The 15,369-nt window shown below is 40.5% G+C and carries 18 protein-coding genes; 6 read left to right on the top strand and 12 right to left on the bottom strand.

All coding sequences use genetic code 11. The annotated features are described in order from the left end of the window. Positions 1-76 precede the first annotated feature (76 nt). A complete protein-coding gene (locus tag PTE_RS18195; RefSeq protein WP_036849443.1) occupies positions 77-934 on the top strand; it encodes a fructosamine kinase family protein in 858 nt (285 codons plus the stop codon). A 54-nt stretch (positions 935-988) separates the two neighbouring features. On the opposite strand, the gene PTE_RS18190 is transcribed toward PTE_RS18195, so the two are convergent. Then, positions 989-1,531 carry a YniB family protein gene (locus PTE_RS18190; protein WP_036849441.1) on the bottom strand — a complete coding sequence of 181 codons (543 nt, stop codon included), beginning with the start codon at positions 1,529-1,531 and terminating at the stop codon, positions 989-991. 183 nt (positions 1,532-1,714) lie between these two features. Between PTE_RS18190 and hxpB the strand changes: the two genes are divergently transcribed. From hxpB to PTE_RS18175, 3 genes are all read left to right on the top strand, one after another. Then, positions 1,715-2,380: a hexitol phosphatase HxpB gene (gene hxpB, locus PTE_RS18185; RefSeq protein ID WP_036849440.1), complete on the top strand. Its 666-nt coding sequence runs from the start codon at positions 1,715-1,717 to the stop codon at positions 2,378-2,380. Between the two features lie 223 nt (positions 2,381-2,603). Next, positions 2,604-3,152, top strand: a complete 549-nt coding sequence (locus PTE_RS18180; RefSeq protein ID WP_036849438.1) for a metal-dependent hydrolase — start codon at positions 2,604-2,606, stop codon at positions 3,150-3,152. A gap of 207 nt (positions 3,153-3,359) precedes the next feature. Beyond that, positions 3,360-4,751, top strand: a complete 1,392-nt coding sequence (locus tag PTE_RS18175) for an L-cystine transporter (protein ID WP_036849436.1) — start codon at positions 3,360-3,362, stop codon at positions 4,749-4,751. 72 nt (positions 4,752-4,823) lie between these two features. On the opposite strand, the gene htpX is transcribed toward PTE_RS18175, so the two are convergent. The 4 genes from htpX to PTE_RS18155 all read right to left on the bottom strand — a co-directional run bounded on the left by htpX (position 4,824) and on the right by PTE_RS18155 (position 9,421). Further along, complete coding sequence (htpX, locus tag PTE_RS18170; RefSeq protein ID WP_036849435.1) at positions 4,824-5,711, bottom strand: protease HtpX; 888 nt, start codon at positions 5,709-5,711, stop codon at positions 4,824-4,826. Between the two features lie 344 nt (positions 5,712-6,055). After that, on the bottom strand, positions 6,056-8,107 hold the full coding sequence (prc, locus tag PTE_RS18165; protein WP_036849434.1) for a carboxy terminal-processing peptidase: 2,052 nt from the start codon (positions 8,105-8,107) through the stop codon (positions 6,056-6,058). A 19-nt stretch (positions 8,108-8,126) separates the two neighbouring features. Further along, on the bottom strand, positions 8,127-8,828 hold the full coding sequence (gene proQ / locus PTE_RS18160; RefSeq protein ID WP_036849431.1) for an RNA chaperone ProQ: 702 nt from the start codon (positions 8,826-8,828) through the stop codon (positions 8,127-8,129). Between the two features lie 95 nt (positions 8,829-8,923). Next, positions 8,924-9,421: a GAF domain-containing protein gene (locus PTE_RS18155; protein ID WP_036849429.1), complete on the bottom strand. Its 498-nt coding sequence runs from the start codon at positions 9,419-9,421 to the stop codon at positions 8,924-8,926. 666 nt (positions 9,422-10,087) lie between these two features. On the opposite strand from PTE_RS18155, the gene PTE_RS18150 reads away from it, so the two are divergent. Further along, positions 10,088-10,330 (top strand): DUF1480 family protein, encoded by a 243-nt coding sequence (locus PTE_RS18150; RefSeq protein ID WP_036849427.1) that lies wholly within the window; start codon positions 10,088-10,090, stop codon positions 10,328-10,330. 202 nt (positions 10,331-10,532) lie between these two features. Here PTE_RS18150 and PTE_RS18145 read toward each other — a convergent pair whose 3' ends face one another. From PTE_RS18145 to ftnA, 4 genes are all read right to left on the bottom strand, one after another. Beyond that, positions 10,533-10,874 carry a YebY family protein gene (locus PTE_RS18145; RefSeq protein ID WP_036849613.1) on the bottom strand — a complete coding sequence of 114 codons (342 nt, stop codon included), beginning with the start codon at positions 10,872-10,874 and terminating at the stop codon, positions 10,533-10,535. 164 nt (positions 10,875-11,038) lie between these two features. Further along, the gene (gene copD, locus PTE_RS18140; RefSeq protein ID WP_036849425.1) at positions 11,039-11,932 is read right to left on the bottom strand and encodes a copper homeostasis membrane protein CopD; all 894 of its coding nucleotides are present in this window, start codon (positions 11,930-11,932) and stop codon (positions 11,039-11,041) included. A gap of 2 nt (positions 11,933-11,934) precedes the next feature. Next, positions 11,935-12,321, bottom strand: coding sequence for a CopC domain-containing protein YobA (yobA, locus tag PTE_RS18135; RefSeq protein ID WP_036849423.1), 387 nt, complete (start codon positions 12,319-12,321; stop codon positions 11,935-11,937). A gap of 195 nt (positions 12,322-12,516) precedes the next feature. Further along, entirely contained in the window at positions 12,517-13,020 is a 504-nt protein-coding gene (gene ftnA, locus PTE_RS18130; RefSeq protein ID WP_036849422.1) for a non-heme ferritin, read from the bottom strand. A gap of 328 nt (positions 13,021-13,348) precedes the next feature. On the opposite strand from ftnA, the gene PTE_RS18125 reads away from it, so the two are divergent. Further along, positions 13,349-13,579, top strand: a complete 231-nt coding sequence (locus PTE_RS18125) for a DNA polymerase III subunit theta (protein ID WP_036849419.1) — start codon at positions 13,349-13,351, stop codon at positions 13,577-13,579. Between the two features lie 49 nt (positions 13,580-13,628). On the opposite strand, the gene pip is transcribed toward PTE_RS18125, so the two are convergent. From pip to PTE_RS18110, 3 genes are all read right to left on the bottom strand, one after another. Then, the gene (pip, locus tag PTE_RS18120) at positions 13,629-14,582 is read right to left on the bottom strand and encodes a prolyl aminopeptidase (protein ID WP_036849417.1); all 954 of its coding nucleotides are present in this window, start codon (positions 14,580-14,582) and stop codon (positions 13,629-13,631) included. A gap of 74 nt (positions 14,583-14,656) precedes the next feature. Then, complete coding sequence (gene yebF, locus PTE_RS18115) at positions 14,657-15,031, bottom strand: protein YebF (RefSeq protein WP_036849414.1); 375 nt, start codon at positions 15,029-15,031, stop codon at positions 14,657-14,659. A 107-nt stretch (positions 15,032-15,138) separates the two neighbouring features. Further along, positions 15,139-15,318 carry a YoaH family protein gene (locus PTE_RS18110; RefSeq protein ID WP_036849412.1) on the bottom strand — a complete coding sequence of 60 codons (180 nt, stop codon included), beginning with the start codon at positions 15,316-15,318 and terminating at the stop codon, positions 15,139-15,141. Between the last annotated feature and the right edge of the window lie 51 nt (positions 15,319-15,369).

Below are 15,369 nucleotides of genomic sequence, written 5' to 3'. Positions count from 1 at the left end.
TCTTTTTTACCGACTCATATATTTTCTCTGACTATAATTGTTCATTAAAGTGATTGACGATTTAGAGAGGTGAACCATGTGGCAGGCAGTAAATCGTTTACTAAATGAATATTTCGGTGCTGCCGAGATTCACGATAAAACTGCGTTAACTGGAGGCGATATTCATCAAGCCTGGCAAGTCATTCATGGCGAGCGGCAAGTTTTTGTCAAATCAAATCTGAAGGAAATGCTCCCTGTCTTCAAAGCAGAATCTGAACAACTTGAACTACTGGCACGCAGTCAAACTATTCGTGTCCCAGCTGTTTATGGTGTTGGCTGTGATCGAGACTACAGTTTTCTGTTACTTGAATTTCTGCCTTTAAAATCTTTTAACCCACATAATGCTTATTGTTTCGGTCAACAATTGGCAAAACTTCATCAGTGGAGTGAGCAACCCCAATTCGGCTTTGATTTTGACAATATGCTGGCAACAACACCACAACCAAATGGTTGGCAACGACGCTGGCATCAGTTTTATGCAGAGAAACGAATTGGTTGGCAATTACAGATTGCAGCAGAAAAAGGCATGATATTTGGTGATATTGATAATATTGTTCGGGTCATAAGTAACAAACTTCAACATCACCAACCACAGCCCTCTCTCTTACATGGCGATCTCTGGCCTGCTAATTGCGCTTCTCTGGATGATCACGCCGTTGCTTTCGATCCTGCTTGTTATTGGGGAGATCGTGAGTGTGATTTTGCTATGCTGCCGTTATACCCTGATTTACCAATGCAAATTTTTGATGGTTATCAGAGTGTGTGGCCACTGCCTGCCAATTTTATTGATCGACAACCTGTATATCAGCTCTATTATTTGCTTAACCGTTGTAATCTGTTTGGTGGTGATAATTTTATTACGGCTCAAGATATTATTGATGATATTATGCAATGAAGAAGCAACTGGCTGCGGAAACACTTCATTCCGCAGCCATCACAACCAGAAGATTTACCAGCCTAAAATTCCCAGTAGAAAATAAAAAATTGCACCGATAATTACCGGTGAAACATATAAAATATAAATCTGACTAAACAATGTATGGGGCGGAAGTTTGATTCTTGATTCAATCTGTTCTCTTGTCAGGCCACCATTATCTTTGACTTTTTCAATAATCAATTGATCTTCAATATTTTCGCGTACAAATTTCACTTGTCTATACATACGTTGACCTGATGCATTCATAGCAAGACCGACAAAAATAAGAAAATAAATAATCAGAAAACTCATATTTTCTCCAGTGAAACCAGACAAACGAACGGGAATTGGTGAATTTTTCCAAAAGAATTCCAAAAATGGCGTATTAAAGCGCACCATTTCGGCCATCATTTTCAGAAAATCATCTAAAACAGCATTAATGCCATCACCTTTAATACCCTGTAGCCAGGCAAGATTGATCACAGAAACGATGGTCGATAAGAGTGCCGGAATAAAAATCATCCAACCTAAAACTCGCTTAATAATAGCGATGTATCCGGCTTTTTGGTAAGTCATGATACCCCTCATAGCAGTAAATAGATTCTATTTTTGGCTAATCATAGCCCATCAACCATTAAATTTAACTTTATATTTAATTAACTAAGCATTTCTTACCCTGTTCCCCACAAGAAAAAGATTTCATCTGCCGAGATTGCGACAATCAGCTTTCGCTAACTGTCTGACCAGTGGGAGATACTCATGTCTTTTCATTTACCAATAAAAGCGGCCATTTTTGATATGGACGGTTTACTGATTGACTCTGAACCATATTGGATCCAAGGAGAAAAAGAAGTATTCAGTGAATTAGGTCTGGATTTATCTTTGGCAAAGAAACTACCAGACACTCTTGGGTTGCGTATTGACCATGTTGTGGAGCTATGGTACCAAACTTCTCCGTGGCAAGGTGCATCAAAATCAGAAGTGGAACAGCGGATTACAAATTATGTAATCAAACAGGTAAAAGAAAACCATCCCCTGCTCCCAGGTGCTGAATATTCTTTAAACCTTTGCCGTGAACAAGGATTGAAAATCGGTCTGGCCTCAGCTTCTCCACAATATATGCTGGAACAAGTACTTGAGATGTTCAACTTGAGTCATTATTTTAATACTGTCGTTTCTGCTGCCAAATTACCCCACAGTAAACCCCATCCCGAAGTTTATTTGCGCGCTGCTGAACAACTGAGTGTTTCCCCGATAAGTTGTGTGACTCTGGAAGATTCATTTAATGGAATGATAGCGACAAAAGCAGCAAGAATGTGTTCAATCGTTGTGCCAACAGCCCATTATTTCGATGATCTACGTTGGATATTAGCAGATATTAAACTACGCTCACTTGAACAATTAAGTGTAACAGATATCATCTGACCATAACTTTAGCTGCCATTATCTGTTTAAATGGCCGTTTCTAATTGCTCACATAGCCGCCGTAGCGTTTATTCCTTATTCTGTCAAATGAAAATCCAATTAAATATTAACGTTATATATTAATAAATAAGATATTTTTGCTTTTCACCCCCTATCTTACCCGCATAAAACCCACTATACTTCGCCAACTGTATGGATAGACAGTTATCAGTCAGAGGAATTTATGACCGCAGAAGGGCATCTTTTATTTTCAGTTGCCAGTATTATTATGGCGCACAAACTTGAAATAACACCAGAAATAGCCAATGGTGACTGGTTGCATATGCTACCAGGCGTGCTGCTTACTGCATTGTTACCAGATATAGATCACCCAAATTCAACCCTGGGGAGATTATTCAGATTTATCTCAATTCCAATTGCCAAACTATGTGGTCACAGAGGATTCACTCACAGTTTACTTGCTCTTGCATTAGGTATCGCTTTACTTTGGCTCAAAATACCAGAAGAGTGGCCTGTACCAACCGATTTTTTCCATGCCATGATTATTGGTTATCTAAGTCATCTGGTAGCGGATATGCTGACTCCCGCTGGTGTACCGTTATTATGGCCAATAAAGACACGTTTCCGCCTGTCTGTACTTGGCAAACAAGGAAATAAGAAAGCAGAAAGGTTTATTTCTGCCTTGCTGGTTGTCATTGCCGTTTTTCTGCCAGAACATATTGAATACTCTATACTTATTTTTATAGATTACATCAAAAAACTGTATTTTTAATAACCTTTGAAAATATTTTCAATGTTATAATCGCATAAAAATCACTCTTAATTGCCATGATGATTATATCAAATTCGATTTAATTATAAGAGCCGATAACCTTAGCTGGTACCATATTCTCAATTACTTGCTGTAGGGTATAAGTTTATAACTTAACTCGATTAATACAGCTTAACTCCCTCAATAATTAAAATCTGGAGTTTGTGGATGAACTTACCATTAATTCTAAATGTGCTCGTTTTCGCAGCACTGCTTTTGCTATTGTCAAAAGCCAGCTCACACCAATGGAGTCTGTCAAAAAAGGTTCTTTTTGGCCTCGCCATTGGCGTTATTTTTGGTCTGGCGCTACAACTGACTTATGGAGCTGATAATACCATACTGAAAGAATCAATCTCATGGTTCAATATTGTAGGTAACGGCTATGTACAACTTCTGCAAATGGTGATTATGCCGCTGGTATTTGCCTCTATTCTAAGCGCTGTTGCCAGATTGCATAAAGCATCTTCTCTGGGAAAAATCAGTTTTCTAACCATCGGCAGCCTGCTGTTCACTACGATGATCGCAGCGCTGATCGGTATCATTATTACTAACCTATTCGGCCTGACTGCTGAAGGTCTGGTGCAAGGAACTCAAGAAACAGCACGCCTGTCGGCTATCGAAAACAACTACATAGGCAAAATCTCTGATTTGTCTGTGCCGCAGTTAATTTTATCTTTTATTCCTAAAAACCCATTTGCTGATTTAGCCGGCGCCAATCCAACATCTGTTATCAGTGTTGTTATTTTTGCGACCTTCCTGGGGATTGCTGCACTACAAATGCTGAAAGATGACCGCGAACGTGGTGAACGTGTATTAGCCGCTATCGATATTATGCAAGCATGGGCAATGAAACTGGTTCGCCTGGTTATGCGCCTGACGCCATACGGTGTTATGGCTCTGATGACCAAAGTTGTCGCCAACTCTAATATCCACGAAATTGCGAAACTGGGCAGCTTTGTTATCGCATCCTACATTGCACTAGCGCTGGTGTTTGTTGCTCACGGGTTTCTGCTCTCTCTCACCGGTATCAATCCACTTAAATTTTTCAAAAAAATCTGGCCGGTATTGACCTTTGCATTCACTAGCCGTTCAAGTGCAGCCAGTATCCCACTGAATGTTGAAACCCAGACACGCCGTATCGGTGTACCGGAATCTATCGCCAGTTTCTCAGCATCTTTCGGCTCAACAATTGGTCAGAATGGTTGCGCCGGGATTTATCCTGCCATGCTGGCAGTCATGGTTGCGCCGACAGTAGGCATAAACCCATTTGATCCTGTATGGATTGCAACACTGGTTGGTATTGTGACTATCAGCTCCGCAGGCGTTGCTGGTGTGGGTGGCGGTGCTACATTTGCCGCACTGATTGTCTTACCTGCAATGGGATTACCTGTAACGCTAATTGCACTGTTGATTTCTGTTGAGCCTCTTATTGATATGGGCCGTACTGCGCTGAATGTGAGTGGTTCAATGACCGCCGGTACAATTACCAGCCAGTTAATGGGGCAAACTGATAAAACCACCTTCAATCAGGAAGATGAAGTTGAATTAAATCAGCTATGATTTGAATTTCAAAAATCATAAAAAAAGCCGAGGAATACATCATTCTTCGGCTTTTTTATCTTATTCACAATATTATTTATTCAGGTACTGCCCACTACGCAGAGCTTCAATACGTTTGTCTAATGGTGGGTGAGACAGAAACAGCTCACTGAACGTCTTGGATTTACCATTAATACAGAATGCCATCATACTGCCTTCTTCCTGCGGCTCATAACTGGTTTTCAGACGCTGTAAAGCAGCAATCATCTTCTCACGACCTACCAACTTAGCAGAACCTGCATCTGCATGGAATTCGCGGTAACGGGAGAACCACATCGTAATAATACTTGCCAGAATACCGAATACGATTTCCAGCACCATTGAAACAACCATGTAAACGATCGGGTTACCAGAAGAGTTACCCTCTTCTTCACTATTGTTGCCAGACAGAAAACCTGATACAACCTGAGCCAGCAAACGGGAGATAAAGATAACGAAGGTATTGACTATCCCTTGCAGCAAAGTCATCGTCACCATATCACCGTTAGCGATATGGCTAATCTCATGGGCAATAACGGCTTCCGCTTCTGCCCTGCTCATATTATCCAACAGACCAGTACTAACAGCGACCAGAGAAGCATTACGACGAGCTCCGGTAGCAAAGGCATTAATGTCAGGTGCAGCATAAATAGCAACCTGTGGCATCGTAATATTGACCTGCTCCGCCTGACGGCGAACAGTTTCAACTAACCAATGTTCAACTTCATTTGCTGGCTGCTCTATGACCTGACCACCAACAGAACGCAAAGCCATCCATTTGGACATCAGCAGGGAAATAAACGACCCACCGAAACCGAACAGACCAGCCATAATCATTAAACCTTGTACGCTACTTCCCTGAATTCCTGTCAGAGAAAGTATTATCCCGAACACCAACATAACAGCAAGGTTAGTGAGGAGGAACAAAGCAATTCGCATCATAAAAACCGGCTTCCTTTATTAATAATCAATGCACTTTCAGAGTTAATCTATAAATAAGGCTGTTCTTGCTATATTCAAGGCTTTGAACTCTTCAAGCGATAAAATCAACACAACTTTACAAAATTATAAAAAAACCGGTATCAGCCTAACACCAATTGGTTAAGCAAAATACTCTGATACCCGGTAACACAGAGAAAATGTGAAACAGTTCATCCTTCCTGAAAAAGGGAGAACAATTCAAAAAGCGCCGTTTATGCAGAGACTAAAAACCCAATACACCGTTCACTCAAAACATCTCAAGTGAACGGTATTAGACATCGTTAACGAGCTATTTAAAAATGACTCTACTTAGATTTAGCTAACACTTTCTCAGCAGGTTGATGGGATAAATCAAGTGCAATTTTCACTGATTCATCAAGATAAGGATCCGGCCCCTGATAATCTTTAGGTAAATCATCCAGTGAAGTTAACAATTTTTTACCCTCGCGTTTAAAGCGATCATTAATCCGGTTCAGTTTTAAAGCATCATCTTCTTTGTTCTCTTTCTCTCTTTGTGCATAGTTAAGAGAAACAATGTTCTTATGCTCTTTCATTGCCTTATAGTGCGCAATGTCCTCATTGATATATTTGAACTCTGGATCATCCGCGATGCGGGCACTATGAGCCACATTCAACGGCGGAACTAACCCTGCAATAACTTTAGACCCCGTATAACGGGCAGGAGGAACGCTATCCCAAGGCAAAGCATTATCTTCAAAACTTTCTCCTGTTTCCGCCGGATCAATCCCCGTTGGCATCACAATATCAGGTGTAACACCTTTACGCTGGGTACTACCACCATTCACACGATAGAATTTTTGAATCGTATACTGAACAGAACCCAGTGATGGCCAATCAGGACGCATCATTTGATCGTAAATACGACTCAAAGAACGATATTGCTGAACCGTACCTTTACCAAACGTTGGCTCACCAACAATCAGCGCCCGCCCATAATCCTGCATTGCTGCGGCAAAAATCTCAGAAGCAGAAGCACTAAACCGGTCTACCAGAACAACCAAAGGCCCTTTGTAGTACACCATCTCATCAGTATCGGAATCCTGGCGGATTTTCCCGTTATTATCCCTGACTTGCACAACCGGGCCACTTGGGAGAAACAGGCCAGACAAAGAAACCGCTTCTGTCAGCGCACCACCACCATTACTACGCAGGTCAATAACAACAGCACTGACATGCTGTTTAGTCAGTTTTTGCAATTGAGTTTTAACATTATCAGTCAAGCCAACGTAAAAACCTGGGATATCAAGAACGCCCACTTTTTCCTTACCAATTGTCTTGACTGACATCTTCACTGCCCGATCTTCCAGACGGATCTGTTCACGAGTCAAAGTGATAGTACGTGGTTTTGCCCCTTTGGTATCAGAAATAACCTCAAGCCGTACTTTACTGCCTTTAGGGCCTTTAATCAGTGCAACCACATCATCCAGACGCCAGCCAATAATATCCACCATGGATTTCCCTGACTGAGCGACACCGATAATCTTATCACCCACTTTTAACGCTTTGCTTTTGGCGGCAGGTCCACCGGCAACCATAGAATTTATGACGGTATAATCATCATCTATCTGTAAAACAGCACCAATTCCCTCCAGGGAAAGACTCATCTCTGAGTTAAACTGTTCAGTATTGCGTGGTGAAAGATAATTGGTATGAGGATCGATTTCACGGGCAAACGCCGTCATAATCAATTGGAAAACATCTTCACTCTGACTTTGTGTCAGGCGTTTTAACGCAGACTGATAGCGCTTGGTCAGCACTTGTTTAATTTCTTTATCGTCTTTACCGGTGAGTTTGAGATTGAGCCAATCATATTTAATTTTAGCATCCCAAAGTTTATTTAACTCTTCGATATTCTGCGGCCAAGGGGCTTTGGAACGATCAACATCAATTGTGTCATTACCACCAAAATTCATTGGCTGTTCAAGACGAGATAAAGCATACTGATATCGCTCAAAGCGGCGTTTTTGCAGCAAATTAAACAGGTCATACGGGATTTCCAGATTCCCGCTTTCCAATTCCTTGCCTAACAACTTTTTCCTATCAGCATACTGAGCTACATCTGACGCCAGTAATATGTTATGACTGTAGTCCAGTATATTAAGGTAGCGGTCAAATATTTTTGCTGAAAAATCACCATTTAAATCAAATTGACGATAATGAGAGCGAGTGAAGCGGGATGTTACCCGCTCGCTCACTGTTGAGTGCTGAGGCTCTTGCTTCAATACAGGCAGTTGCTCAATACGAACAGGAACAACCACTGGACTGTTTGTATTTGCATAACAAATACCAAAAATTGAAACGCCTAAGACAAAAGCCAGTCTGACGAATGTGTTCATGCCCAGGTTGGCCTCCGTATCAGAACTGTAAGTGTTCTGCGCGTACAATCATCGCTAAACCGGAAGGCAATTGTACCCGTACACCGTCTTTGGCGATTTCAAGCACAGAAGCATCCATCGAGCTTTTACCCACTCTTACTTTAATTTCCTGTCCAATTTTCAGCGATGAAACATCGGCGATCTGAGTCGGTGCAGGTTGAGCAGGTTTATCCGCCGGTTTACGTGCCTGCTGAGGACGATTTTGTTGGCGTGGCTGCCGTTTTTCCCCTTCAGTATTGTTGGCACGACGACGAGGAGCTGGCTTTTTGGCTACAGGCCGTTCATTTTTTTCACCGGCAGCCGCATTTTCAGCTTCACGTTTTTTAGCTCTTTGCTCCGCACGCTGTGCCTGAACCCGTGCTTTGGCTTCAGTCAGTTGCTGGAGAGCGTGTTCAATATGTTCCGCCTCCAGTTCACCGCATGAATTACCATCAAGGTCAACACGCTGCGCGCCCTCTTTAACACCATACAGATAACGCCAACTTGATGTATACAGACGCAAGGCAGAGCGCAATTGTGTTTTACTTAAACACTCTTCGTCCTGGATACGTTCAACGATATCCTGAAAAATACCGATCTTTAAAGGACGAGCTTCACCTTCGGCTACGAAACAGAGCGGGAAACGCTCAGCTAAAAAAACAATAATTTCTTTACTACTATTCAACTTAGGTTGATTTTCCATGAAATTTCCTGATTACAACGGTTTTGCCAACCAGCATAGGCATGAACTGGCGTCATTATAATAGCGTTGCTGATAAATGCCACGTTATCCATATGTTAAGTTACATTCAGTTCAACATATTTCGGCACAACGCACTGTTCTAAATGAGCACAAAGCCCATCAATAAGGGTTTGTAAGCCAAATTCGTCTTTTTCGTCGAATCTATTAAGAATCGTGCTATCAATATCCAATACACCAATGATTCTATCGTTTACGATTAATGGCAACACAATTTCAGCGTTACTGGCAGCATCACAAGCAATATGACCGGGGAATGCATGAACATCATCAACACGCTGAATACGCTTTTCTGATACAGCAGTTCCACATACCCCCTTGCCAACAGGTATTCTCACACAGGCAACTTTTCCCTGAAATGGTCCCAGAACCAACGTATCACCATCAATCAGGTAAAAACCGACCCAGTTAACGTCATGCAAGCGTTCATACAACAATGCGCTGGCATTAGCGAACGTCGCTATTAAGTCAAACTCACCAGACAACAGAGCTTTTAAGTCCGCTGCAAGCTCCCGATAGAACTCATTTTTATTCATATTGACCTATCCGATGAAATTTACAAAATGCATCTCTATTTTTTTGTATCAAAAAAATATCAAATGCCCATAACAATAAGGTTAACAGCCTGTCACACTGACGTAAATTTTTTACTGTCTTTAATAAGATATTCTTTATTATATTTATTGAGCATAGGTAAAGGCTAGTGAGATATCACACCTCTTACCAAAACATTATCAAAAGTGTAGCCAGTATGAATATGATTCACTGTAAGCACCTCAATGCCCTTACGCAATAAAAATCAGACTGAATTATTCCGCAATTATAAAGATCAATTATCTGATAACCGTACCAATCATTAGTTTCTTTCATTTTAGAGTTAACGCTTCATGAAGTAAAAAACAAAACATTCAAACAATTTATCCGTAGAATTATTGCACTACCACTTTATCGTTAACACTTTCAGCTCCTACGACCACACCAAATAAATATTTCCTACTAAATGTGGAAAAGGTCAAAGAATAGCGAAGATGAAAAAAGCAATATGACGAGACTAAGTTTTAGAACAGATAATTATAACAGCAATATCATCTACCGATAATACAGCACGGAAAATATTATTACTGGCAATTTCAGTCATTTGATCTATTCTCAAATGATGGCCTTACTGGTCGTACCTGTTAACTAAAAGCTAAGGAACCATCATGAATCAGACAAAGTTAAGAATTTCCAGCTACGAAATTGATGATGCAATTCTGTCTTCATCTACCGAAGAAGATGACACTACCATTAGCATTCCTTGTAATTCTGACCACGAGCTTTGTATGCAACTGGATGGGTGGGATGAACATACCAGTATTCCCGCCTTACTAGACGATAAGCACATTCTGCTATACAGAAAACATTACGATAGACAAAAACATGCATGGGTTATGAGGGTGGTCTGATGTCCAAAAAACTTTTGACAAAAAAAGGCCGAGTTGACTCCTCTACTCGGCCTAGGGAAAATGGCTCTTAAAGAGCCGTGCGCTAAAAGTGTCATTGAGACGTAAACAACTTACAGTTTAAAGCGTAGCTGACATATGGCATTTTACCAATTTTTTGGATAATAAATAGCCAGACATCATGCTACCGCTTAACTCAATGGCATTATTTTTTATCACACAATGCTAAAGCTGCTTGCTGGAATAGCTCTATACTCATTTTTTGAGTCGGATTTTTGCTATCATTCAATAGAATAATATCCAAAGACTTCGCATTCACCTTCCCTATTCTCATCATCTCTGTGGCTATATCATTCAATGGGTATTGCACTAACGTACTTGGATTAATCACAAACAGAGCCCGATTTGCTCTGCAATCCAACATCACTTCTTCCCGTGTAAATGCCCATTTATCACCAAACTGTAGCTTACTCACCGTTTCAATAGGCGCAGCAACACTTTGAAAAGAGAAAGAAAACAAGGGAAGCAATAAAAATAAACGTTTCATAATAGTTACCAATGTAGATATAAGAACGAAAAAAGCAGATTCATTCTCACGCACTACCTATACACTCCGATTCCTGCACGCAGTCCGTATTCTCGCTATATTCTATTGTCAGAAACAGACTGCACCAATAGCCCCCACCGAAACAGGGGGATGAATTAAGAAAATCAAACCGGCTGGTAAGTAGCAAAAACAGCAACACATAATAAAGCCAGTGCTCCAAGCATAATTTCAACCCAACTATTGATAACTAACAATTGATAGCGGCCGGGTTGCCTCAATTTAGGAACCAAAATATAGCGATTCATTAATGCAAGCACCACCATACCCGCCACCAGCGCTATCTTTAGCCATAGCATTGATTGATATTCACTGCCACTATATTCCGGCCAATCAGGGAGCAAAATCAAGCTACTTATGGTGCCTGTAACAATAATAAGAATTACTGCAATATGACCATATGTGGAAAAACGCATCATAGAAATCATAATCTGTTTATCCAGCCCTACAGCCAATTCATTTTTTATACGCAAAAGTTGCAGGCACAACAAAAACGGCCATAATCCACCAAACCAATATCCAACACTCAATAAGTGAATGACCTGATTAATCTGATGAAAAACACCTGTCATCCCATCATGTATTACTGAATGGCCGATAAGAGCATGACAAGACAGTAAAATGGCAGAGATAATTAACATCGTAACATTTCTGGTTTTTTGGTTATTGATAAACAATAACCCTATAGCAACTATTGAAACCAGTATTTGCCATTGCCAAACTCTGCCAAAAGTTGTTCCCAGTACTGCTAGCCAGATTTCCAGATTATAAGTATCTTGCCAACCATCCCCCATTATCCCCGCTTGCATCGCCAACCAGCCAATTGCCGTTATGAGTGCCCCAATCGTGCTGATAATTACCCCCAAACGGAGACGGGCATCAATCAGAACAGATAAACGATCGGGAACCAGCATGGCAGTAAATATGCTGAGACCAAACATCAACATGACTGCCACGAAATGAGTGAAGCGACAAAGGATATACAGCGCGGCCAGAGACATAATTACTTAACTGTAAAGCTATAAACGCCTTTAGTTTTATGCCCATCAACAGAGACTACTCTCCAGTCAACATCATATTTACCCGCCACTAGCTTATCTTCGACAGGAAGAATAAGTTTTGTATTGGTTGCCGGATCAAGCTTCAGTTTACCCGTTTTTATAAGTTTATTTTCCGGGCCAGTCACTTTTACTTTACTGAAATTCAGCTCAATACCTTCTGAAAAACTCAAAGTAATTACCTGTGGTGTATTTTCTACTGTCGTATCTTCTGCTGGAATTTGTTCTGTTAAATGCGCATGGGCCAAAGCTTGTTGGCAAGACATGCCGACAAAAAGGACAACTAAAGCAGATAACTTTCGGCAAAAAGAGTGAATTTTGCTGATAGCCATAAATGACCTCTTAATTTTCAGATGAATTTCTATAAATTGATATCATCTTATATCAAAAGGATTATTTTATCCGCGATAACTTACAATGAGAATTTCGTCTTGTGAACTATCGCGCAAAAATAAAGGAAAACCGCAGTATTAGCCTTAAATATCTAAAACTATTGTCGACTACTGCGGTTAATTCATCCCATTCAGTCAGACAGGATTTGCAGCAGCCAGAGCTTTCAGATCCTTATCCAGGAAGAAGAGCGCCTTACCATCCTCGCCAACCATATCCAGTTTATCAAGGATAGATTTGAACAATTTCTCTTCTTCGTGCTGTTCTGCTACATACCATTGCAGGAAGTTAAAAGTAGAATAATCCTGCGCCGTTATCGCCAAATGGGCGAGTTTATTAATTTCAGCAGTAATGAATTTCTCATGCTCATAAGTTCTCTTAAGTACATGGGATATGGATTCATAATCAGTCGAAGGCGCATCAATCTGCCCCAAACGTGGCATCGCACCAGTATCACTCAAATAATCAAACAAGCGATGCATATGCTGCATTTCTTCCTGAGAGTGTGATTTAAAAAACGCGGCGGCACCTGCTAACCCTTTATCACTGCACCATGCACTCATTTGCAGATATAAATTCGCAGAATAGAACTCCAGATTCATCTGCTCATTTAATTTATTAACCATTTCTTGATTTAACATAATAGGCACTCCAGTTATTAATTTACCTGTATTATGCCAATTATATTAAAATAATAAAACCCAATAAGCAAAAATAAATTAAATATGCGTATGGCATTGAAATAAAAATATATTTTCAAAAAACACAAACAGAAATGAATCTCATTTAATATATCTAAATGGAAATGAATTTTATTTACAAAATAACATTCACTAAGAAATTTTTATATTTAATGATAATGAATATTATTTATATTTATAAAATAATCAATTCAGCCCTTGCCAGAAAACCGAGTCTGGATTAACTTTATCTTTTTGTGAATTAGAGTTTCAATTCAGCGAGACACTTATGGGACATAATCTGGCCGGGCTTTCTACAGAGAGTATGGATAAAGTAAATGTTGATTTGGCGGCATCGGGGGTGGCTTTTAAAGAGCGTTACAATATGCCAATATTTCCTGACACAGTCGAACAGGAACAACCCACACACCTTAGGGAGTATTTTCAACAACGTTTGGTGCATTATCGCCAGTTATCCAAACAATTTTCCCGTTTACCTTATGAGCCGAAAGGCCGCTGACCATCTATTAAGAATTGACAACCACCGGATAACCGGTGGTTATACCAAATTATTGCTCTGCAAATTTATCCGTTGCACTAATCAGATGATGTAAAATACCCGGCTCATCAAATGAGTGTCCTGCACCTTCAATGATGTGTAACTCTGCTTCCGGCCATGCTTGTGCCAGATCCCAGGCATTCTGCACCCGGCAAGCCATATCATATCGACCATGAATGATGACTGCCGGAATATCCCTTATAACATCAATGTTATTCAACAGTTGCTGATCGTCATTCATAAAACCCTCATTGATAAAATAGTGGTTCTCAATTCGGGCAAACGCCAAGGCAAACTCATCTTCTGCGAAAGATTCTGCGCTATCTGAAGGAAGCAATGTTACCGTCTCTCCTTCCCATAAACTCCAGAGGCGAGCTGCTTCTAATTGAACCTGACGATCATCACTGGTCAGCCGTTTATTATATGCTCCGATAATATCCCTTCGCTCTTCCTCCGACAAAATAGATATCGTGCGTTGCCATTTGTCGGGGAAAAAATTAGAAGCGCCATCCTGATAATACCAGTGCAACTCCTGCGGCCTCAGCAAGAAAATTCCCCGAAGAATTAATTCAGAAACTCGCTGGGGGTGAGTCTGGGCGTAAACTAAAGATAAAGTAGAACCCCAGGAGCCCCCAAATACCAGCCATTTTTCCACCCCCATTAATTGACGCAAGCACTCAATGTCTTCAACTAAATGCCAGGTGGTATTATTTTCCAGACTGGCATGAGGTTTTGAGCGCCCACAGCCACGCTGATCAAATAACATGACATGATATTTCTTAAGGTCAAATAGCCGACGATGATAACAGGCAATACCACCGCCCGGTCCGCCATGAATAAATACCGCAGGCTTACCGTTAGGATTACCACATAATTCCCAATAGATTTGGTGACCATCACCTGTGTCCAAATAACCAGAACGGTAAGCTTCACAGGCCGGATATAATTTTTTCAATTCTGACATAACATTTCCTTTACTGGCTAACACCAAATCTGGTGTCCATCTAATGACGGGTTGGAAATAACTATCAGAAAATGTTATTTCAATTCACTATAGCTAATCGTATTTTGCTGACAATCAACAACAACACGGTAATCTTTGTCACGCTTAGAACCACGAACAGTAAGGGGAATTTTTAATATAGCTTTATCACCAGTGATATTTTCCTCATTTACCCACGCCACAGGTGTAGATGTCCCCAACTGCTTTTTATCTTCTGACCAACGGTTGATACGATTTTGCAGAAAATCACGTTTTACCTGAGCGGCAATTTGCGATTTTGTTAAATTATCGCAAGAGACAAATTTATCAACACGTTTGCTCTCTGACACAGCAGATGCTGCAAATGAGACAGCGAGCAAAAGTGCAGCGCCTGATAGGCCAACGCTATTCATGATATGACATGCTTTCATACTACCTCCTGTTAATATCTCAAAATAAGAGATTAAATATGGAGCTAACCTAACATGCCAGGTGAAATAAATGTGTGATTATTGTTAAATAAATAATTTAATTATGTTCATTTCTCATCATCAAACATCACATTAACCTGCCCTTTTGTGCGATGCTGTTCACGAAGCTCTTGAGCAACCAACCCAATGGCTTCTCCACTGCTCATTCCCTCAGCCATTAATTTCTGAATTTTCTCCACTGCCAATTGCTGTTCCTCATGAGATAAGGTTGGCATACTTGAAAACATGATAATAACCTCTAAATAAACTGATCGACGCCGAAGAGTATAGCGATTTTT

Origin of the sequence: Photorhabdus khanii NC19, from assembly GCF_000517265.1 — a bacterium.
In the GTDB taxonomy this organism is placed as follows: domain Bacteria; phylum Pseudomonadota; class Gammaproteobacteria; order Enterobacterales; family Enterobacteriaceae; genus Photorhabdus; species Photorhabdus khanii.
This window is presented reverse-complemented; position numbering and strand designations above follow the sequence as displayed.